The organism is Paenibacillus sp. 01T424 (assembly GCF_056398745.1).
The window spans coordinates 29,439-50,615 of sequence record NZ_JBFTPZ010000045.1; the positions used below are offsets into that span (position 1 = coordinate 29,439).

General features: G+C 44.7%; 22 protein-coding genes and 1 other RNA gene. 14 read left to right on the forward strand and 9 right to left on the reverse strand.

What is annotated here, in order from left to right:
* Positions 1-160: 160 nt before the first annotated feature.
* Complete coding sequence (locus AC1DPK_RS27010; protein ID WP_076266821.1) at positions 161-880, forward strand: YebC/PmpR family DNA-binding transcriptional regulator; 720 nt, start codon at positions 161-163, stop codon at positions 878-880.
* 133 nt (positions 881-1,013) lie between these two features.
* Here the strand turns inward: AC1DPK_RS27010 and AC1DPK_RS27015 are convergent, their stop codons facing one another.
* Positions 1,014-2,201, reverse strand: a complete 1,188-nt coding sequence (locus AC1DPK_RS27015; RefSeq protein ID WP_083681702.1) for an MFS transporter — start codon at positions 2,199-2,201, stop codon at positions 1,014-1,016.
* 134 nt (positions 2,202-2,335) lie between these two features.
* Between AC1DPK_RS27015 and AC1DPK_RS27020 the strand changes: the two genes are divergently transcribed.
* Genes AC1DPK_RS27020 through pfkA form a run of 3 tightly spaced genes read left to right on the forward strand, consistent with a single transcriptional unit; the run spans position 2,336 to position 4,757 of the window.
* The gene (locus tag AC1DPK_RS27020) at positions 2,336-2,653 is read left to right on the forward strand and encodes a hypothetical protein (RefSeq protein ID WP_076266822.1); all 318 of its coding nucleotides are present in this window, start codon (positions 2,336-2,338) and stop codon (positions 2,651-2,653) included.
* A 23-nt stretch (positions 2,654-2,676) separates the two neighbouring features.
* Positions 2,677-3,759: a tetraprenyl-beta-curcumene synthase family protein gene (locus AC1DPK_RS27025; protein ID WP_477512222.1), complete on the forward strand. Its 1,083-nt coding sequence runs from the start codon at positions 2,677-2,679 to the stop codon at positions 3,757-3,759.
* A gap of 29 nt (positions 3,760-3,788) precedes the next feature.
* Positions 3,789-4,757 (forward strand): 6-phosphofructokinase, encoded by a 969-nt coding sequence (pfkA, locus tag AC1DPK_RS27030; protein ID WP_076266824.1) that lies wholly within the window; start codon positions 3,789-3,791, stop codon positions 4,755-4,757.
* 73 nt (positions 4,758-4,830) lie between these two features.
* On the opposite strand, the gene AC1DPK_RS27035 is transcribed toward pfkA, so the two are convergent.
* From AC1DPK_RS27035 to AC1DPK_RS27045, 3 genes are all read right to left on the reverse strand, one after another.
* On the reverse strand, positions 4,831-6,027 hold the full coding sequence (locus AC1DPK_RS27035) for a putative glycoside hydrolase (RefSeq protein WP_441881023.1): 1,197 nt from the start codon (positions 6,025-6,027) through the stop codon (positions 4,831-4,833).
* 228 nt (positions 6,028-6,255) lie between these two features.
* The gene (locus AC1DPK_RS27040) at positions 6,256-6,444 is read right to left on the reverse strand and encodes a hypothetical protein (RefSeq protein WP_076267060.1); all 189 of its coding nucleotides are present in this window, start codon (positions 6,442-6,444) and stop codon (positions 6,256-6,258) included.
* A 144-nt stretch (positions 6,445-6,588) separates the two neighbouring features.
* A complete protein-coding gene (locus tag AC1DPK_RS27045; protein ID WP_441881083.1) occupies positions 6,589-7,389 on the reverse strand; it encodes a YitT family protein in 801 nt (266 codons plus the stop codon).
* Positions 7,390-7,583: 194 nt separating this feature from the next.
* On the opposite strand from AC1DPK_RS27045, the gene cshA reads away from it, so the two are divergent.
* From cshA to AC1DPK_RS27065, 4 genes are all read left to right on the forward strand, one after another.
* Positions 7,584-9,200, forward strand: a complete 1,617-nt coding sequence (gene cshA / locus AC1DPK_RS27050; protein WP_339203532.1) for a degradosome RNA helicase CshA — start codon at positions 7,584-7,586, stop codon at positions 9,198-9,200.
* Positions 9,201-9,381: 181 nt separating this feature from the next.
* Positions 9,382-10,158 (forward strand): YesL family protein, encoded by a 777-nt coding sequence (locus tag AC1DPK_RS27055; protein ID WP_076266827.1) that lies wholly within the window; start codon positions 9,382-9,384, stop codon positions 10,156-10,158.
* A 48-nt stretch (positions 10,159-10,206) separates the two neighbouring features.
* Positions 10,207-10,389: non-coding RNA, 6S RNA (ssrS, locus tag AC1DPK_RS27060), on the forward strand.
* Between the two features lie 113 nt (positions 10,390-10,502).
* Positions 10,503-10,892 (forward strand): DUF1499 domain-containing protein, encoded by a 390-nt coding sequence (locus AC1DPK_RS27065; RefSeq protein WP_083681704.1) that lies wholly within the window; start codon positions 10,503-10,505, stop codon positions 10,890-10,892.
* A 77-nt stretch (positions 10,893-10,969) separates the two neighbouring features.
* Here the strand turns inward: AC1DPK_RS27065 and tpx are convergent, their stop codons facing one another.
* Positions 10,970-11,488 (reverse strand): thiol peroxidase, encoded by a 519-nt coding sequence (tpx, locus tag AC1DPK_RS27070; protein ID WP_076266829.1) that lies wholly within the window; start codon positions 11,486-11,488, stop codon positions 10,970-10,972.
* A 103-nt stretch (positions 11,489-11,591) separates the two neighbouring features.
* Here tpx and AC1DPK_RS27075 point away from each other — a divergent pair, with 103 nt between their 5' ends.
* The gene (locus AC1DPK_RS27075) at positions 11,592-12,239 is read left to right on the forward strand and encodes a rhomboid family intramembrane serine protease (protein WP_477512223.1); all 648 of its coding nucleotides are present in this window, start codon (positions 11,592-11,594) and stop codon (positions 12,237-12,239) included.
* A 34-nt stretch (positions 12,240-12,273) separates the two neighbouring features.
* Positions 12,274-13,170, forward strand: a complete 897-nt coding sequence (gene gltC / locus AC1DPK_RS27080; protein WP_477512224.1) for a glutamate biosynthesis transcriptional regulator GltC — start codon at positions 12,274-12,276, stop codon at positions 13,168-13,170.
* A 94-nt stretch (positions 13,171-13,264) separates the two neighbouring features.
* Here gltC and AC1DPK_RS27085 read toward each other — a convergent pair whose 3' ends face one another.
* Entirely contained in the window at positions 13,265-13,945 is a 681-nt protein-coding gene (locus tag AC1DPK_RS27085) for a zinc metallopeptidase (protein WP_076266832.1), read from the reverse strand.
* Positions 13,946-13,980: 35 nt separating this feature from the next.
* The gene (locus tag AC1DPK_RS27090) at positions 13,981-14,406 is read right to left on the reverse strand and encodes a MerR family transcriptional regulator (protein WP_372238962.1); all 426 of its coding nucleotides are present in this window, start codon (positions 14,404-14,406) and stop codon (positions 13,981-13,983) included.
* A 607-nt stretch (positions 14,407-15,013) separates the two neighbouring features.
* Here AC1DPK_RS27090 and AC1DPK_RS27095 point away from each other — a divergent pair.
* From AC1DPK_RS27095 to AC1DPK_RS27105, 3 genes are read left to right on the forward strand one after another with little or no spacing between them, the layout of a single operon-like run.
* Positions 15,014-16,378, forward strand: coding sequence for an ammonium transporter (locus AC1DPK_RS27095; protein ID WP_477512225.1), 1,365 nt, complete (start codon positions 15,014-15,016; stop codon positions 16,376-16,378).
* A gap of 42 nt (positions 16,379-16,420) precedes the next feature.
* Positions 16,421-17,488, forward strand: a complete 1,068-nt coding sequence (locus AC1DPK_RS27100) for a DUF294 nucleotidyltransferase-like domain-containing protein (protein WP_441881029.1) — start codon at positions 16,421-16,423, stop codon at positions 17,486-17,488.
* A 12-nt stretch (positions 17,489-17,500) separates the two neighbouring features.
* Positions 17,501-18,235, forward strand: a complete 735-nt coding sequence (locus tag AC1DPK_RS27105; RefSeq protein ID WP_477512226.1) for an exonuclease domain-containing protein — start codon at positions 17,501-17,503, stop codon at positions 18,233-18,235.
* On the opposite strand, the gene AC1DPK_RS27110 is transcribed toward AC1DPK_RS27105, so the two are convergent.
* Positions 18,221-18,676, reverse strand: a complete 456-nt coding sequence (locus tag AC1DPK_RS27110) for a M67 family metallopeptidase (protein ID WP_441881030.1) — start codon at positions 18,674-18,676, stop codon at positions 18,221-18,223. The two genes, AC1DPK_RS27105 and AC1DPK_RS27110, sit on opposite strands and share 15 nt — an antisense overlap.
* A gap of 253 nt (positions 18,677-18,929) precedes the next feature.
* Here AC1DPK_RS27110 and AC1DPK_RS27115 point away from each other — a divergent pair, with 253 nt between their 5' ends.
* The gene (locus AC1DPK_RS27115; protein WP_441881031.1) at positions 18,930-19,469 is read left to right on the forward strand and encodes a TlpA family protein disulfide reductase; all 540 of its coding nucleotides are present in this window, start codon (positions 18,930-18,932) and stop codon (positions 19,467-19,469) included.
* Positions 19,470-19,533: 64 nt separating this feature from the next.
* Here AC1DPK_RS27115 and cimA read toward each other — a convergent pair whose 3' ends face one another.
* The gene (gene cimA / locus AC1DPK_RS27120) at positions 19,534-21,150 is read right to left on the reverse strand and encodes a citramalate synthase (RefSeq protein ID WP_076266839.1); all 1,617 of its coding nucleotides are present in this window, start codon (positions 21,148-21,150) and stop codon (positions 19,534-19,536) included.
* Positions 21,151-21,177 lie beyond the last annotated feature (27 nt).

Here is a 21,177-nt window from a genome sequence, read left to right on the forward strand (position 1 = left end):
AAGCTGGACTATTAAACCATCATTAGGATACGAATTTCTAAGCCATAATCAGATCAATAGATAACGTGAAATAACCGCCGTTTGCGCTTGCTTTCATTGACCAAGACCTATTTGCAATGATAAACTGTTGCTTGGAAACTTTGTCAGGGGAGCGAGCATAATGAAATTTAAATTGTTCAAAGACCGTAAAGGAAAGGCCGATCAGGCTAAAAATAACAAGTTCGTCAAGCTTGGACGTGAAATTTATGTACAAGCCCGCAGAGGCGGACCAAACCCAGATTCGAACTTTGGTTTGAAAACAGCGATTGCCAACGCAAGAGCGGAGCAAATGCCAAACGATAATATCGAGCGTGCGATCAAGAAAGCAGCTGGTGCAGGCGATGGCGTCGAGTACGATGATATTATGTATGAGGGTTATGGCCCAGGCGGCGTAGCTATTATGGTTAAATGCTTGACGGATAATCGGAATCGTACAGCAGCTGACGTTCGTTCTGCGTTTAATAAACGTGGCGGCAATATGGGTGAGAGCGGCTGTGTAGGTTATATGTTCGACCATAAAGGATTGCTTGTTGTCGATCGTGAAGCGCATGAGACAGATGAGGATACGATGATGATGGTTTCGCTTGAAGCCGGAGCTGAGGACGTTATTGTCAATGACGAAAGCTTTGAGATTTTGACACATCCGCATGAGTTCGAGCAGGTGAAAAATGCGCTTGAGAAGGAAGGCTACTCCTTCGTAAATGCTGGCGTGCGCTGGCTTCCGCAAACGATTGTTAAAGTCGATGGCGAAAATGCGGAGAAGCTGCTTAAGATGATGGATGCTTTTGAAGATAACGACGATGTGCAGGATGTATACTCCAATTTTGAAATTGTAGAATAGTATCTGCTTAAGCAATAAAAAAGGGCTGCTCCAAGCGTAGGTGATACGCCTTCTGGAGCAGCCTTTGTTTAACTATAAGAAATGATTTCATTTGTGACACGGAAGGCATATTGCTTGGTTGAACTAGAGCTGGTTATCGGTTCGTTCGACTGAAAAAGTATCTTGTAAGGAAGGCAGCCGCTGCAACCAGTGCTAAGGCAGCTCCCATACGGAAGAAGGTCTCGCGTCCGAAATGCTCATAAATATAACCGCCGAACATGCCGCTGATCACACCGGCAAGTCCAGTCCAGACAACGGCATAAACGGCTTGGCCGGATGCGCGGAACTCGTCAGGAATAAGGTGGGACAAATAACGCAGCGCAGTTGAAAAATAAATGCCGAACGAAACGCTGTGCATGGCTTGGGTAGCAATTACCCAGCGTGGATCTTGAATATCGCTAAGCAGCCATAGTCTGACAGCATACATGATGGATGCGATCATAAGCAGCGGCAGCTCCTTAAATTTATGGCCGTATTTGCCGAGTAGAAACAAGATCGGAATCTCGCTCATCGCGGACACGAGCCATGCAAGTCCAACCAAAGAATCGCTTGCTCCCATTTGGCGCATGGTGACGGCAAGAAATCCCTCGTACATACGGTGCGGGATCGAAATGGTCAAAATAATTAAAAAGAACAATAGGACATCACGCTGGCGAATAAGCTTAAAGAATCCAGAAAAATCGATTTTCCGAGCGCTTCCTTGATAGTCTCTAATTCTCGTCGTTAAGGCGAGGGTGATGGCTATGGTACAAAGTGCTAGCGGAAGCGTCCACTGTGAGCCAATTTCTTTTAGAATAAGTCCGAACGTATAAGCCGTTACTGCAAAGCCTAGCGAGCCGAATATTCGTATTAAAGCGTATGGCGTTCCGGTGTATTGACTTGATAATAACAGCAGACTGTCACTTAATGGATTAATAGGTGTCTGAAAAAAATAAAAGCCCATCATAACAAGGCAAACAAGAGCAAAGTTTTCAATAGGGAAAAGCAATGAAATCATGACAAGCTGTCCAAATAACAGGATCATAAGAAGTTTTTTTATCGTTCTGAATTTGTCGCTGGCTATCCCAAGAAGGATATTTGCAAAGATTGATATGAATGGTCCTGTTGAGTAAATAATTCCAATTTGCTGCTCAGAGAAACCTCTATCCAAAAAGTATAACGGGATAAAGGAAACAACCATCGCAGCGGTAGAATAAGAAGAGAAGCTGTAAATTCGTAGTGAAAGTGTTTCCTTGCGTGCAGTCGAAGAGCGCTCTGCTGGCGCAATCTCAGATGTGTCCATCTTTTAAAGCTCACTCCATCTCTTTACAAAAACAATATGGTTCTCAGTATAACATGGATTAGTTATCGAACCAATGAGATTTGAAGCTGGATTATTATGAGCTGAGATGATACATTTAGAGGCGGAGGTTTACAATGGGTGCTTATCGTTTTGACTGGAATGAACGGCTTCGGATCCGTATTCCCGTGCTGGAAATGGAATGGGAGCAGTATGCAGCAGCTGTGCAGCTTGCGATCGTAGAGCAGTGGGAACTCATTCGTGGGACGATCCCCGATCGCGTGAAAGAGTTTGAAGCGTTCATCAATGAAAAGCAGGCAAAGCTGTTTGAAGAAGATAGCTTTGAGCAATCCTGTATACTAAACTATGAAATTGCCGATTATGCAAGTAGGATAAACGACCTTCATATTTGGTATCGCCTAGAGCAGCAATTAGAGCCGCGCTGGCATTCATGAACGATTTTGAGGAGAGGTGCATCATGAGATTGACGACTTTGACAGGCCATCGAGTGCCCCAGAGCCCACTAAAGCTCATGCATCGCGTATATAAATATGTACTTCCCGAAGTGGCGCGAGAGCTCGAGCAACATCGCGTATTTGCACTGCGAATACCAGATGCTGAGCTGCGAACACAAGCTCTTAGCAGTATGGATAGCAAGAAGTTTCATTGCCAAGGCGGCGGAGTTTATGCAGCGGCGAACTTAGAGCACAGACATGTGCTCATACCGTTAATTGTTGCGCTGCAGACCATTAGCGACTATTTGGATAATTTATGCGATCGCAGCACCTCTCTTGATCCGAATGATTTTCGATTATTGCATCAATCGATGCTCGATGCCGTCAATCCCGAAGCTCAGCTTCAGGATTATTATGCATTTCGCGATGAAAAAGATGATGGGGGTTATTTGCATCACCTGGTACGAACTTGTCAGATCCATGTCGCGCAATTGCCTTCCTATGGAAGTGTTCAACAGCATGTGATCGAGCTAGTCACTTTATATGGCGATTTGCAGGTGTACAAGCATATACGCAAGGAATTGCGCGAGGAGCATTTGTTTGCATGGTGGGAGCAGCATCGAGGGAACTATCCAAACCTGAAATGGAATGAATTTGCTGCGGCATCAGGTTCGACGCTGGGCATGTTTATGTTGTTTCTAGCCGCAAGTGAGCCATGCTTATCCACGCAGGACGCTGCAGCGATCAAAAATATTTATTTTCCGCATGTTTGCGGACTTCATATCCTGCTCGATTATTTAATCGATCAAGAAGAGGATCAAGTAGGCGGAGACCTTAATTTTTGCAATTATTATGATAATGACAGTCTGCTTGTTGAGCGTCTCGGTACGATTGTGAACCGAGCGCGTGAGGATGTGAAGCAGCTTCCTGCTTCTCGTTTTCATAGTTTGATTATTGAAGGGCTCTTAGCCTTATATTTGTCAGACCCGAAGGTTCGCCACCAGGCGGATGTCAGAAATGTTTCTAGGAGGCTAATGAAGAACAGCCCGCTTACGCGTCTGTTTTTCCTTATTAACAGCATCTGGATTCGGAAACAACAGGCTTAACTATAAATAAAAAATGTGGAGGAATGACCATGTCTGCAGTCAAATCAATCGCAGTATTGACAAGCGGAGGAGATTCGCAAGGAATGAACGCAGCCGTTCGTGCTGTTGTAAGGAGTGCACTATATCACGGTTTAGATGTATATGGTGTTCAAAGGGGTTACCAAGGGCTTATCAATGACGACCTTAGACAAATGGATTTGAGAAGCGTTGGTGATATTATTCAACGCGGCGGTACAATTTTGCAAACAGCTAGATGCAAGGAGTTTATGACACCTGAAGGCCAACAGCGCGGTGCCGAAGTGCTTCGTGCTAGAGGTATCGACGGTTTGGTCGTTATTGGCGGCGACGGCTCGTATCATGGCGCTAATAAGCTAAGCAAGCTGGGCATTAAAACGATGGGACTTCCAGGAACGATTGATAACGATATTCCGTTTACGGATATTACAATCGGCTTTGATACCGCGGTTAGCATCGTAGTAGATGCAATTAACAAAATTCGCGACACGATGTCATCGCATGAGCGTTCATCCGTCGTTGAAGTTATGGGACGTCATTGCGGCGATATCGCTTTGCATGCTGGTCTAGCAAGCGGTGCGGAGACGATTCTTGTACCAGAGGTTCCTTTTGAACTGACTGAGGTTGCAGAGCGTATGAAGACGAATTTTGCCAAAGGCAAGCGTCATTCAATTATTGTTGTAGCAGAAGGTGCGGGCAAAGGTGAAGAAGTAGCAAGACAGATTACTGCTAATAGCGGAATTGAGCCGCGTGTAACTGTACTTGGACATATTCAACGCGGCGGTACGCCGACGGCAATCGATCGTATTCTAGCAAGCCGTCTTGGTGACTTTGCCGTTAGACAGCTAATGGCTGGCGATTCAGGCAAAGGCTGCGGCGTTGTTAAAGGCGAGCTCGTAACGACTGATATTGATCTTGTTGTCAATACGAAGAAACCATTTGACACTGATATGTACGAGCTGGCACTTCGTTTATCCCAATAAAAATAAATATAAAAAAAGTCCACCGCCGCTTTGTTAGCGAAGGTGGACTTTTTTGTGTCTAATAGGATGTAAGCTAATCATATTCCACGTTAGGAGTGTATTTATTTCCGGCATTCCATAGGAGAAACTCCTTGATGCCTGTTTCTTTCAAAGCTCTAATCTGAGCTTCGACTTCCGTTTTGCCATACTTCACAAAATGACCAGCGCCTAACCAGCTTGCAGTGAAATCTTGAATCCACGGCCGAATAATCGGTTTAACCTCCGTACCCGGATCAAGCTTCTTATGCGTATCAAGCATGGCGCCTTTTATAGTCTCATATGGGCTTTTGTCAGGATCCTTTTGTTTAAACCATCCTGTACTATAGTGACTAGGATAAACCATAGGTGAAATGACATGCACATCATTTGAAATTTTCACAAAATCTTGGCCAATGCCTTCGGCTGTCGGTACGGATGCCGCATAACCAAATATATCTACCGAAACCCTAACACCGAGCGGCTGAAGCTGTTCTCTAGCATATTTGACAAATCCAGCGACTGTGTCCACGCGGCTCTGATCAGCCTTGCTGAAGGTCAGTGTATCTGATTTGTTATCAAAGCCCTCAGGGAACCGAACATAGTCGAATTGGATTTCCTTAAAGCCAAGCTTTGCTGCTTCCTTGGCGACAGCAATATTATAATCCCATACTTCTTTGCGATAAGGATTTACGAAGCTCTCACCGCGATTATTTTTCCATATCGTTCCGTCTTGCTGGAGGAAAGACAGCTCAGGCTGCTTTCGCGCAAGTACCGTATCCTTGAAAACTACAATTCTGGCTATCGGATAAATGTTATGTTTTTTTAAAGTAAGCATAAGTTCATTAATATCTCGGATATATTTCTTCGAAGCGCCAACCTCTAGCAGTTCGGGTGTTGTAGTAGGATATGTAATGTAGCCGTTGTCATCTTTAATGTCGATCACCATACTATTGAGGTCCGTGTCGTCAAGCAGCTTTAAAAGCGATTCCATGCGCGCACCGCCTGCGCTGTGAGCAGTTACATAGATTCCTTTGATCGGCGGTGTTTCAGGCTGCGGGTCTTTTATGATGAGTCCAGCGTGATTTTTTCCTGAGATTTCGCCTCCATTTGCAGCTGCATCCGGATCAATGATGGTTTGGCCAGCTGCGGAATTTAAGTATGCAATTGCTAGCTGCTTCACTGCGGTGTTATGCTCTCCGCTTCCAGTGAGCAAGCTGTACAGCAGCAGCAATGTTGAAATGATGTTGTCCATTTTGCTCTCTCCCCGTTAGCTATTCTGTTCAAATTATAAAGCAGATGGCATGTCTGGGTCATTAACTTTTTTACAATTGTCATAAAACTCATATTGAAAATTTGCTAAAAAGCTGAAATAAAGACTTGCGAATAGGTGATTATCGCCGCCGTTTTCCTGCAAAACAAACAAAAGCCAGCCGAGTGTGACTCGACTGGCGCATAAATAATCCGTGTGTGTCCCGCATTGTCATTGTAACAAAGCTTCTCTCTGCTGATTGCAAATACTGTGCTGCACAATTTCCATTGCGTCAGCAGGCTCTAATACTGCAAGACCGTCACGCAGCACAATGCTGATGTCCAATTCGCGTTTCGTAAGAAAAGGACTGAGCTCTGGGGCTAGCTTCTCTACAATTTGAGACAATTTGACCGTTTCCATATCCACCTGAGCCTCACCCTTTCATATCTAATGTTTAGGGGAAATCATATGGCAAGAAACCAAACTACGGGATACAAACATTATATCAGGATCATTTTCAAAAACATAGGGATACGGTGTAAAATCCATACCTGCGTATATGATTTAGTCTTTTGGCTTGTAAAAATCGCCGATGACACCAACCGTTTCTACGATGTTAATGAATGCACGCGGGTCGATGGTGGTAATCGTTTTGCAAAGCTCTGCTATTTCATATTTCGTTCTTACAGTCATCAGCATATCGCGATCACCCGAAGAATATGCACCGCGTGTTTTTATTATTGTAATTCCGCGCGGGTGCAAGAGCAGCTTTGCGAGCAGCTCTTCGGTTTTGGTCGTGATGATGAAGGCCGTAAGTTTAATATGCCTCACGTGGATGAGATCTACTACTTTTCCAGCGGAAAAAATAGCGACGAGCGAGTATAAGGCTAAATTCCAGTCCTTCGTAAACAAAATCAACACTGCAATGACTACGCCATTCAATAAAAATATAATCATGCCTATTGGCCAATCGTGTTTTCGCGTTGCAATTGAGGCAATAATATCGAAACCGCCTGATGAGCCGCCGTACCGAAGGGTTAAGCCGCTGCCAAACCCGACTATAATCCCGCCGAATACAGCGCCAAGCATAAGGTCATCCGCAATTTTCATGACGGGTATAACCTGTAGGAATACCGTAGAGGCGACAACGGTGTAGACGCTCCATATAATAAAGCGATGACCTACGATAAACCATCCCCATAATAGCACCGGCACATTGAGGATAAAATAAAGCAAGGCGATGTTTCCGCCCGTAATATAGCCGACCATCATGGAAATACCAGATATTCCACCGCTAAGCAGCTGGTGCGGAATTAGAAAAAAATTGAAGCCCAGTGCGATAAGGAAGGCGCCTACCGTCATCATTGGGATTGTAAAAAGGTAACGCAGGGAATGCGGATTCAATAAAATCGCTCCAATGCAACCGACTTGTTTAATTCCTTTATTTTGGCATGCTTAGTATGTCTTAAATTGGTTTGCTGGTATTCACGATTGATTGTGTGCTATAATGATTTGGATATTCTTAAGTAGGCTGCAGATAAAAGGAGTTTGAGAAAAGTTTGAAAACATTTGCTGAATTTGGCTTGGAACCAAAAGTGTTACAAGCAATTACCGAACTTGGATTCGAGGAATCTACCCCGATTCAAGACAAAGCTATCCCTATTGCTATGGCGGGACAAGATTTAATTGGCCAAGCACAAACGGGTACAGGAAAGACAGCGGCATTCGGAATTCCGCTCATTAACAAAATTCCGACAAGCGAGGAACGCATTGTCGCATTAATAATGACGCCAACCCGTGAACTCGCTATTCAAGTGGCTGACGAGATCGGGAAGCTAACAAGGTACAAAGGTCTTCGCTCGTTGCCGATTTATGGCGGACAGGAAATTGGTCGTCAAATCCGTGCATTGAAGAAGAAGCCTCAAATTATTATTGGTACACCAGGACGTTTGCTTGATCACATCAACCGCAAAACAATCCGTCTTGAAGATGTACAAACCGTTATTTTGGATGAAGCAGATGAAATGCTTGATATGGGCTTCATGGAGGATATTCAATCTATCCTTAAGCAAGTGCCAGACGAGCGTCACACCATGCTGTTCTCTGCAACAATGCCAGCAAACATTCAGAAGCTTGCACAGCAATTTCTGAAAAACCCTGAGCATGTTTCAGTTATTCCAAAACAAATCACAGCTCCACTTATTGAGCAATCTTATATTGAAGTGCATGAGCGCCAGAAGTTCGAAGCGCTTAGCCGCTTGCTTGATATGGAATCCCCTGAGCTAGCTATCATTTTCGGTCGTACAAAACGTCGGGTTGATGAGCTTAGCGAAGCGCTTCAAAAACGTGGATATACTGCAGACGGTTTGCACGGCGACTTGTCGCAGAACCAACGCGACAGCGTAATGCGTAAATTCCGTGATGGCAGCATCGATGTATTGGTAGCGACTGACGTTGCTGCTCGTGGACTTGATGTATCCGGCGTAACGCATGTTATCAACTTTGACCTTCCGCAAGATCCTGAGAGCTATGTTCACCGTATCGGTCGTACAGGCCGCGCAGGTAAAGAAGGTACAGCTTGGTCATTCGTTACACCTCGTGAAACGGACCACTTGCATTTCATCGAGAAAGTCACGCGTCAGAAGATGAACCGCAAGCCGCTTCCAAGCATCGCAGAAGCTATTGAAGGCAAACAACGCGTAACAGCTGAACGTCTTCTTGAAGTCGTTCAAAACGAAGAGTTCTCTGAGTACAAAGCGATTTCGATTCAATTGCTTGAGCAATATGATTCCGTTCACTTGCTCTCAGCAGCAATTAAATTGCTGACTGGCGAGAAGAAAAACGTAGAAATCGAATTGACACCGGAAGATCCGCTTCGCGCGAAAAAACGCAAGCCGGACATTCGTTCAAACGGTCGTCCATTCAACCGCAGCGGTTCGTCCTCTTCATACGGCGGCAATCGCAGCAGCAGCACTGGCGGCAGCGGTGGCGGCGGATATCGCGGTCGCGATGACAGACGCAGCAGCGGCAGCAGTACTGGCGGCAGCTCACGCGGTGGCTATGAGTCCCGTGGCGGCAGCAGCAGTGGCGGCGGCTACGCTGGTAAAAGAAGCAGCGAAGGACGTCCAGAAAACCGTCGTCCAAAAAGCTCTTCCGACGGTTATGTAAATAACTAATAATCGTTTCCCTTGTGTAACCAAAAAAATCGAGGAAGTCCGTGATCCCTAACGGGCATCTGGACGACCTCGATTTTTTTATTATTATTCTATTGGTTGTCTTATTACAAAACAGATATACGAATTCCGCTACACTTTGTAGTCTAGTGGGAGTAATCTTACTTTTCTGGAGGCAGATCCGATGGAACCAAAGGGGCTAATGGGTGGGTTTTACCGAATTTCGGAATGGATCATGAGATTGGCAGTTATTAATGTTTTGTGGTTGATCTGTTCGATTCCATTCGCTTTTTTTGCATGGGGATTGGTTTTGTCACAGGATGTCAATCAAATCTATTCCGCTCTTATTGCGATGGCAGTCGTCGCGCCGTTCTCCTTATTTCCAGCAACAGCAGCTATGTTTGCGGTTGCGCGCAAATGGGTAATGGGAGAGAGTGACGTTGCGCTGTTCAAAACGTTCTTCCGCGGCTACAAGGAAAATTATAAGCAAAGTATGCTRGGCGGTATTATTTATACAATACTGCTTGCGATTATGGTTGTTGACTTTATCGTATATCGTGAACAATTGAATTTGCTTTCATACATTTTCATTGCATTTTTGCTGCTGTTAATCGTATCGCTATTTAATTTTTTCTCTATGCTTGTCCACTATCATATGAAAACGTTTCAATTACTGAAAAACGCTGTTCTCATTACGATCGGCAAACCTTTCCGTTCGCTTTCTACAGCGATTATGAGCGGCGCGGTTATGTATTTCAGTACTAGATTCACTTTTCTTATTCCTTTCTTTATGGGCAGCATCATCGCTTACCTGGCGTTCTGGAACTTCAACTTGATTTACCAGAAGCTTCAAGACCAAGCGGAGAAAGCGCGTTTGGCAGAGGAAGAAGAAGCAGAGAAGGCAGCTGAGCTAGACCGTATCGATTTAGTTAAGGAAGATTCGAGCGGCTCCAGTAAATAACAGCCCATCAAAGTTTACTTTTTCTTTTGTTCAGTCTATAATAAGCAATACCTCCTGCGATGCTCGTTACGGCTTTACGCTGTTTTGAACCAATGGCTGTTTCACGGGAGACCAACATCGAGACGCAGCTGACATGCCCCCGAAAGGGGATCTCAAAAGCGGTTCTGCGGTCACCCACCTGCGTAAGCGGGTTCAGAAACATGTGAGTCGGACGGCATAGGCGGGTTCTCATTTTCAAATAAAGAGCATTTGCTGGTTAAATCCAGTGATAGCTCTTTTTTCATGGGACAAATCATGGTATCATATAGAGTAATGTACATAGATGCCGGAGGGGGAGATCGTTGTTGTTGAAGCGGACCTTGATCGGGCTGCTGCGCAGTCATGAACAGACGGGCGACAGGGCTAAGGATCCAATGCTCAAATCTCATTTCTACAAGCTGTCGAAAGATAAGGCTTGGGAAGAAGTGATATCGACTCTTAAGAAAATGCAAGGATATAAGGTGCTTCATGAGGTGCAATCCGTAGGGGAGATTGTGCTGGAGAAGCGCACAGCATTTGGAAGAACGATGGACATTACCGTTTCCGTTATTAGCGTAAATCCGCTCCAATCAGCTGTCGATATTTATTCAGCATCCCGCGGCTCATTAGGGGATCTTGGTTCTAATTACAGAGTCATTATGGATTTATATCGTACGCTTGATAAGAAGCTAGCTGCATTTAAAGTAAATAATTAATTCATAAACAAAGCGAGGAAGGGTAGCCTTCACTCGCTTTGTTTGCAATAGTGCTGAAAAACTTCTTTGTTTTGAATTTACACGAGTGCTTTTACAGCGTTGATTGCTTGCTCGTAATTCGGGTGCTCTGTCATTTCAGGCAAATATTCAACATATTGGATCGTATCATTAGCATCGATAACGAAGATCGAACGTTGATCCAAACCAAGTTCTTTAATATATACGCCATATGATTCACCAAAGCTATGCGCTTTGTAGTCAGACAGCAGCACAACTTTGTCGATACCTGCAGCACCGCACCAGCGTGCTTGTGCGAACGGTAGGTCAACGCTGACCGTTAGGACAACAACATTGTCGCCTAGTTCGCCAGCAGCTTCGTTAAAGCGACGAGTTTGTGCATCGCAAACGCCAGTGTCGATTGAAGGCACAACGCTGATTAGTTTGATCTTACCGGAGTAGTCCTTGAGGGAAACATTTTCAACAAGTGATTTGTTAAGATTGAAATCTGGGGCTTTGTCCCCTGCTTTAAGTTCTGGTCCTACTAATGTGATCGGGTTGCCTTTGAATGTGGCAGCTCCATTACGTTCTTGTGTCATTTGTAAATTTCCTCCTCTAATAAGATATGGTCAATACCAGATTTATTATAATCGTTATGAAACAACCTTGTCCAATTGTTGGATTGAGAAAGGGGATGTACTCGTGATCTTCTTGCGATATGAGAGCTTTCGCTCTTACTTAAAGATGTATCCCGTAACATCAATATTAATTTTATTGAATATTATTTATTTTATTGTCGTATTATGGAATGGCGATCCTAATGATCAATTGCATGCATACAATTATGGTGCGTTTTATACTGACCCTGTGAATGATCCATTTGGATTAGAACAGCCATGGCGTTATATAACAAGCATGTTCATGCATGCGGGATTTGAGCATTTGCTCTACAATATGTTTGCTTTGCTCGTGTTTGCACCGCCGCTAGAGTATCTGCTTAAACAAACGAGATATATTATATTTTATTTGCTTTGTGGGATTGCGGGAAATGCGATGAGCGCTTTCGTAAATGTGCTGCAAGACGATCTTTATGGTCATGTGGGTGTAGGAGCCTCTGGGGCTATTTACGGCGTGTATGGCGCCTTTCTGTTCATATCGTTGTTCCGCAAGGCTCAGCTTGACGAGAGCTCTCGTAAAACGGTGTACACGATATTAATATTTGGGGTTATTTATTCGATTGTAGTTGCCAAAGTGGATTTATGGGCACATGTTGGCGGCGCTCTTGCAGGCTTCTTGCTCTACCATTTCTTTGACCGAATAAAGACTCAAAAGAAACAGCGATACTCATAAAAACTATGTAAGTACGGGAGAGAATTGAACCGGTATGGAACTTCGTCAGCTTCATTATTTTGTAAAAGTAGCGAAAAAAGAGCATGTAACGCAAGCGGCGGAAGAGCTGCATGTGGCGCAATCTGCAGTAAGCCGGCAGATTCATCAGCTTGAAGAAGAGCTTGGCGTAAAACTGTTCGTTCAAAAAGGTAGAAATTTGCAGCTCACACCAGTCGGTCAGCTTTTTCTAAAGCGGGCTGAAGTGATATTGGCTGATCTGGAACGTGCTGTCATTGAAATACATGAATTTCTTGACCMCGAGAAGGGTGAAATTAGACTGGGCTTCCCGCATAGCCTTGGGATCTCATTAATTCCACAGGTTGTGGCAGCTTTCCGCAAGCTCCATCCGAATGTGAAATTTAAATTTAAGCAGGGGATGTATCCATCGCTTATTCGTGACATGGTGAAAGGCGAGATTGACTTGGCGTTTATATCTCCTTTCCCTGATGAACATGAATTCGTTTGCGGCGAAGTATTGCTGACAGAGGAGCTATATGCGATATTGCCGCCGGGGCATCGTTTATCAGACAAAGCATCGATTGAACTGAAAGAGCTGGAGCATGAGACGTTCGTATTGTTCAGCGAAGGGTATTCGCTTAGGCCGATCGTTTGGGGAGCTTGCCAAGAGGCAGGTTTTACGCCGAAAATCGGTTTTGAAGGGGAAGAGACGGATACGATTCGTGGTTTGGTAGCCGCTGGGATGGGCGTAAGCCTTCTTCCAGAGATGGCGCTTCACTATACAGGGCCATTGCAGCCGACTAAAGTAAGGGTGATCGAACCTCAGGTGACTCGTACGATCGGACTTATTCAGCGTTCAAATGAGAAATTGCCTTTAGTTGCGAAAGTGTTTCACGGTTTTCTGCTTCGTTATTTCCAGAACACGATAAAATAGATAAAAGAACAAACAAAAGAGGAGCAGTTCCTGTCGGTCGATGAAGACCGAAGGGGAACTGCTCCTCTTTTGTTTAGCTATAAGGCACGGAAGCTTATTCTTGACGGCTGCCGCCTACGAAGATTAAGATATATCTGACAAGCTCCAGCAAGGACAAGAGAGCCGCTGCTACATACGTTAAAGCCGCTGCGTTAAGCACCTTTGCGACCCCGCGTTCCTCATCATTCGTTATGAACCCTTCAGCAACCATAATGTCTCTTGCTCGGTTGCTCGCATTAAATTCAACCGGAAGTGTAATGACCTGAAAGGCAACTGCTACTGAGAAAAATATGATGCCAAGCCCAATTAGGTTAAGTGCTGAGAATAGAATACCGGCAATAAATAAAAATGGTGCTACGCCGGATGCAAAATTCACGACTGGGAATATACGATGTCTGAGCACGAGCATTGGGTAATGCTCCGCATGCTGTATGGCATGGCCGACTTCGTGACAAGCGACTGAAATCGCTGAAATTGAATTTTCATAATACACAGGCTCCGACAAACGTACAACTCGGTGAATCGGATCATAATGATCGGTTAGTGTACCGCGTACTGGCTCGATCGGAACATCATGAAGTCCGTTAGAATCAAGCATTCTTCGTGCTGCCTGGTAACCGGTCAAACCACTGTTGGCTTGAACTTGCGTCCATTTTTTAAACGTTCCTTTGACTCGGAATTGAGCCCAAATTGTTAGTATAAATGCAAGTACGATTAAAACATAGATAAACGCCATTGAGTCATTCCTCCAATTTTTGATGAAATGTATAGCTACATGAGGGAGCTTTTGTTAATGAGAAGCATAAGTGCCTCTATGCAAGCTGCGGTTTGCGGCATAAGACGCGTGTAGAGGTGATTGGCTTGACGAGGCTTGAGCTTCTTAATAACAGGCTCTAACTCCTTCACTTCACGCTCGAGCTGGCTTAGATGGTACTGCAAGTCCGTAAGCTTACGTGAGACCTGCTCCTCAGGTGTAATCTTGCTCCAGCTTTCAATTGTGGCCTTAATCTCATCTAATGTATATTTATCTTTTTTCATCTGTTCAATACGTTCCAGACGCTGCAAAGTTTCATCAGAATAGAGGCGATAGTTTTTGGCGGAACGCTCTGCAGGCTCTATTAGACCGATTGAAGTGTAATAATCAATGGTTCGTGCACTGATTTGCGCAAGCTTGGATAGTTCTCCGATACGATACATTTTCAAATCCTCCATTCGTTCAAAATATAAGTAAACTAGATTCCGCTTGCGTACTAAGCTTATGTTTCATCTCATTCTGAGATGATGTGTCGACAAAGAACAGGTTTGTTGTTTTAGCTCGTCATGTCTAAAAGAACATCATTACCTATTGAGGTGAATTTCACAATCACCATCTTATGGGAAAACGTATAACTATTGTTCCTCTAATGATAATAGGAAAGTAACCATACAGTCAAACGTGTTACATGACTATACAATTTTAGTGTCAATTTTCAATTTCGACAGGGCGTTTTCATGTGTTTCTTCTATATAACGTAATTTAGGTGACATGAAACGGGTGTGAGTCATAGTGATTTGCGTTTTTAACTAGAAAAAGTAGGAACCAATACCTATATAGAGTGAAAATGCGAAGAATAAGGAGTTTCAGCTGACGATTTTGGCGTTGATTTGCCTCATTTCTTAACGTTCGTGTTAGATTATATGCCGAACGTTTGATTTTTTTTATAAAAATAGTTAAAACGTATTGTCAAATTGAGCACTACTGACTATAATGACATTAAGTCTTTCTTAACGTGTAAGGAAATATAACATTTAGGGAGTGGTCGTAATGATTAAGAAAACGATGTTAGCTTTAGGAATCTTCACCTTCTTGTTCCCGGTAATGGCGTTTGCAGAGGATCCTTCCGCAGCAACGTTGAACATGGGTCTCAACTCTCTATGGGTTATGCTCTCATTCATTCTTGTTCTTCTCATGCAAGGCGGTTTTATTCTTCTTGAAACAGGCTCAACACGGATGAAAAATGCTGGTCACGTTGCTGGCAAAACGATTTTCACAACGGGTTTGGCAGCACTTATTTATTGGGCTTTCGGCTACGGCATCGCATTTGGCGGCGATAGCGGAATTAACGCATTGATCGGCTGGGGCAATTTCTTCTTCGATCCATCCCTAGCAGCTGGTGAAGGCGAGAGCTATCCAAGTACTGTATTCTTCTTGTTCCAATTAGCATTTGCAGCGGTTTCGCTTTCCATAGCATGGGGCGGTTTTGCAGAAAGAGCTAAACTTTCAGCTTATATCGTATTTACTGTATTCTTCATTGCCATAATCTACCCTGTAGTAGCTCACTGGATCTGGGGCGGCGGTTGGCTCGCTGAAGATGGAGCACAAGATTTTGCGGGCTCCACAGTTGTTCACTTAACGGGTGCGCTTGCAGCATTTGCAGCGACTGTACTACTTAAACCTCGTATTGGTAAATTTAACAAAGACGGCTCTGCGAATGAGATTTTGGGACATAACCAAGTATTCACAGCACTTTCTGTATTGCTTCTATGGGTGGGCTGGTTTGGGTTCAACGCAGGCAGCACGGTAGCGATTGGCGATGGATTTTTTGGATATGTAGCATTCAACACGATGCTTGGAGCAGGCGCAGGCGGCGTTGCAGCACTTCTTATTTCTTGGGCAGTAACAGGCAAAGCTGACATTACGGCTATGCTGAATGGTACGCTAGCAGGTCTAGTTGCAATTACAGCTTCTTGTGCTTACGTCGCTCCTTGGGCGGCAGTTGTAATCGGTTTAGTGGCTGGCGTGCTCGTGTTCTACAGTGTGAAATTTTTCGAGAAAGTTAAAGTTGATGATCCTATCTATGCTCTATCTGTACACGGCGCGGCTGGTGTGTGGGGTACGCTTGCCAACGGGATCTTTGCAACACAAGAACTCGCTGATAAAGTGGGCGTAGGCACAGGCGGCTTGGTCGACACAGGCAGCTGGAAGCAACTTTGGGTTCAATTCGAATCGGTAGTAGTCGTTGGCGCATTCGTACTCGCTGCATCATTCCTTATTCTAGGTATTATGAAGCTTGTGATGGGCTTCCGCGTAACAGAGGAGCAAGAAATTATCGGTCTTGACCTGAGTGAGCATGGAGCTTATGGTTATCCTGAGCAAATGAAAAAAGCTGGTCAAAACATTCAAGGCTAATAGAAGATACGCGATGGACTGACCGAAAGGAGAGAGCGTCGCATGAGTGATCCGGTGCGATTGCAGCTGCTTAAGCAGATTGGTTCAGCTGATCATGTGGATAGGCTGCGAAACTTGCGGGATCAGGTTCACGAGCATATGGAGGCTCTTCTCCCAACGCGTCCAGTCGAACAATTTAATGAACAATTAAATGAGGTGCACGATGCGGTGATTCAGCGCTCGATTATCCTCGCAGAAGCGGAAATGGCACGGAGGGGGAATGGTTCTCCCCCCGTGCCTTACGCATATGTATTGTTCGGCAGCGGCGGTCGGCAAGAGCAAACTTTGTCAAGCGATCAAGACAGCGGAGTTGTCTATCAGGATCCAGTGGCTGATTCAACAGAAGTTAAGAACTATTTTTTGAATTTAAGTGCGCTCATTGTAAAAAATCTCCAAAATGTAGGTTACCCGCCTTGTGAGGGCAATGTGCTTAGCAGCAACTCCGACTGGTGTTTGTCCATTTCGGAGTGGGGCGTTAAACTGGGTGCTTGGTTTGAAGAGCCTGCTTGGGAGGCAGTGCGCTATTTGCTTATTATTGCTGATGGCCGCTGTATTTACGGTGATTATAAGCTCGTTGAACAGCTTAAAGAATTGTTTTTTATTGATATGCTTAACCACCAGATCATCCTGCAGCGGATGCTGGATAATACGCTTCGGCATAAGGTGCTGTTAGGCTTTTTTGGCCAATTGCTAAAGGAGCAGTATGGCGAGGAAGCGGGAAGCTTGGATATTAAATATGGCGCCTATATTCCTATGGTTAATTCGATTCGGCTATTATCCATACAAGAAGGCATCCGTGAAACCTCTACGCTTGAAAGAATTAGAATGCTTGTAAAGGCAGGGAAGATGTCATCAGCTGACGGGGCTATTTATGATCAAGCTTTTCGGATTTTTCTCCGGCTCCGTCTAATGACGACTGAGAAAAACGCAGATGGCTTATATGCCAACAATGGAAAGCTGTCGAGCCATAAGCTTACGAAGGAAATGACGGATGAGCTTAAGAGCGGACTGCGTCTTGGCAAGAGGCTGCAACGAACGGTTTTTAAGCAAACAATGGGCAGGTTTACGTAAGGCGGTGGAGAAATGAAGGAACAAAAAGGCGTCGGTCGCATGTGGAACCTATACAAAATGGGAGGATTTACGCCTGCCATCGCTTCTATGCTAGGCTCGCAAAATGCGCAGCAAATGGCGTTTATTCGGAATGTCAACAAAGAGCAGCGCAAGCAGTCAATGTTCGATATGCCTCTTCGAGAGCTGGAGGTCATTGTTTTTGATCTAGAGACAACGGGCTTTTATCCGAATAACGGAGATGAAATTATTTCATTTGGCGCTGTATTGTTTCGAGATGGCGAACTTGTTGAAAGTGAAACCTTCTATAGTCTCGTGAATCCTAAACGAAGAATTCCGAAAGTGATAGTCGAACTAACCGGCATTACGAATGAAATGGTACAGGATGCTCCTGATTTGATGCAGGTGCTTCATGATTTTATGGAGTTTGTCGGCAGAAGGCTGCTTATCGCTCATGCTTCCGGCCACGATAAGCAATTTCTGAACGCGGCATTGTGGAGGACGTCAAAGATTAATTTGAACCACAGAGTGCTGGACATGATGATGGTGGCCAAATGGCTCGAGCCCAATCTGGAAGGATACAGTCTCGATGATTTGCTTGAGAGCTGCTGTATTCCAATTACAGAGCGGCATCATGCTTTGCAGGATTCAATCATGACAGCAAAGCTGTGGCGGAACTATTTGACGCGTATTTTGGAACGAAATATTACGACACTCGGCGATCTGTATGCCTACTTAAGCAAGCACTAGCTGCAGTGGAATAAATGAACCTTCCGAGCGGCGATAGGGCTTAACGTCAGGCGATTTCATGTTCTCCAGTGAAACAATCCAATAGGAAAGCTCCGAAGCGGGCAGGAAACCGTCAGTATCGCTAGAAGACGGAATAGCCTTAGTACGCGGATGCGAATGAAATAAGCCGACAAGCGTTTGTCGGTTTTTTTGCATGTCATAATAAGCAGCGGTCCACTCGGTCGGGTCAAACGAGAACGAATGCATGGGATCGTTATGATTATTAGTTATGGGGATAACGATATCTATAATGGCTTCATTTTGATCAGTGGCAATGGAATGTAAGGATTGGCTGCTTGCCATAATGCCGCATGCCTCTAAAGGTTGAGCATCCGCACATATTTGAATAAGCCGCTCGTATGCCGATTTGGTTATGCATCCACGCGTTTGCTGTGATTCCAACACAATGCCTCCTTTTTTATAATGCGAATGAATTAAGTATAACGAAATAGGCTTAAGTCCGCTAACTTCAATAAGGCTGGGTATGAATAATACTTAACTTACCCATAATAGTCGTCAGAGAATAGATAAGAACCATTTCTTTAAAAATGACGTTTTGATGGCTAATTTGTCCTGTGTATTGAGCTTCTATACGGTGCATGATACCATGAAGCGATATAGGCATTTGAAAATGTGAAAAAAAGGATGGAACCTCATGAAGCGTGTCGCAGCACTATTTACGATTGCGTTGCTGTTTGCAGGATTAGCTGTATTTCAATATAAAAATGATGACTCGGATTCAGCAGCGCTAGCAGCCACTTCAGTCGATTTTAARCCGAAAGCAGGATTTCAAGCGACAACCTTTAAACTCCCTGATCTTGATGAGAAGTCCTATGAAATAGGGGGCAAACAGGATAAACTGACCTTCGTTAATTTCTGGGCATCTTGGTGTGGCCCTTGTGAGCTGGAAGCGCCGGATCTGCAGCGGTTGCATGAGCAATACGGGGAAAAAATTTCACTCGTTGGCGTTAATGCTACGAAATTTGATAAAGAACGGGCAGCTAGAGACTTTGTCAAAGAATACGAGTTCACGTTTCCAATCTTAATGGATCGGGTGGGCGATGTGACGAAGCAGTATAAGGTAGATACGTTTCCAACAACGTTCCTTATTGACAGTGAGGGTGTCATTAGAGAGCGGATCAATGGCGTCATTCCTTATGCGGAGTGGGAACGCATGATTGAGAAATGGATGTAGTCGGCAGCAACAACAAAAAAGAGTCGAGCAGGCGTGAACAGCCTGTTCGACTCTTTTTGTTGTTTTAATGATTGACGAGGCCCATGCGATCGTGAGGATCAACGAGCGTGCTGTCAACCTTTACCATGTTAAGCAGGGCATAACGAATGCTGTCTACGAGAGCTTCCCAGCTTGCTTCGATGACGTTGTTTGATACGCCAACTGTGCTCCACGTATTGTTTAGTCCTGTCGACTCGATAAGAACACGCACCTTAGCTGCTGTAGCGTCCTTCTCGTCGATTACACGGACTTTATAATCGGATAGATGGATATCAACGATTTCCGGATAAAACTGCACCAGCGCCTTGCGCAGGGCGTTATCGAGGGCGTTGACAGGTCCGTTGCCTTCAGCAGCCATATAAACTTGTTGGCCGCCAACGTTGATTTTTACAATCGCTTCTGAAATCATTTGGCCGTTTGTTTTTTCTACGAGCATTTTGAAGGATTCAACCTTGAACAATTCTTTTACTTCGCTGCCGAATGCTTCACGAAGCAGCAGCTCCATAGAAGCGTCGGCGCCTTCAAATTGATAGCCTTGATGCTCGAGCTCTTTAATTTGATCCATAATGAGCTTTGTTTTCTCATTATTTGCGTTGACATCAAGTCCAAGCTCTTTCGCCTTGGATATGATATTGCTTTGTCCTGCGAGCTCAGAGACTAGAATACGCTGCTTGTTGCCAACAAGCTCTGGTTGAATATGCTCATAGGTTTTGGAATCCTTCATAATGGCGGAGACATGAATGCCGCCTTTGTGAGCAAATGCGGCATTGCCGACATAAGCTTGACCAACAGGCATGTGGACATTCGCAATTTCACTGATATATCGAGCAGTACTCGTCAATGTGCGAAGCTTATCCTCTGGCAAAACGTCATAATTCATTTTGATTTGTAAGTTAGGGATGATGGAGCATAGGTTCGCGTTCCCGCAGCGCTCGCCGTAGCCGTTAATCGTGCCTTGTACTTGACGTGCTCCGGCTTCGATTGCTGCTAAAGAGTTTGCGACAGCCAGCTCACAGTCATTATGTGTATGAATGCCGATAGGAGCCGTTAGCTCCTGCTTCACGCGTGAAACGATTTCATGGATTTCACTAGGCAATGTGCCGCCGTTCGTATCGCATAGGACGAGCCAGTTGGCGCCAGCCTCCTGTGCTTTCTTCAAAACAGCAATGGCATACTCCGGATTGTTCTTGTAGCCATCGAAAAAATGCTCGGCATCGAACAAGGCTTCCATTTGATTCTGCTTTAGAAAAGCAATGGAATCAAAAATCATCGACATGTTTTCTTCTAAAGTCGTTTGCAGGGCGGTATGTACATGGAAATCCCATGACTTGCCTACAAGCGTAGCGGCCGGAACACCGGACTCCACGATGCGAACAAGGCTGGCATCCTGCTCTGCCAAACTGTTTTTGCGACGAGTGCTGCCGAAGGCAGTAATTTTGGCGCTTAAATTGAAAGCTTTGATCCGCTGAAAAAACTCAATATCCTTACTGTTGCTTCCAGGATTTCCGCCTTCAATATAATGAACGCCCAACGTGTCGAGCTTCTGGGCAATTTTTAATTTGTCATCTGCCGACAGGCTGATCCCTTCACCTTGAGTACCGTCACGCAGCGTCGTATCGAATATAGATATGTTTTTTGTCATTAACGGGACGCCTCCTTCACTGAATGC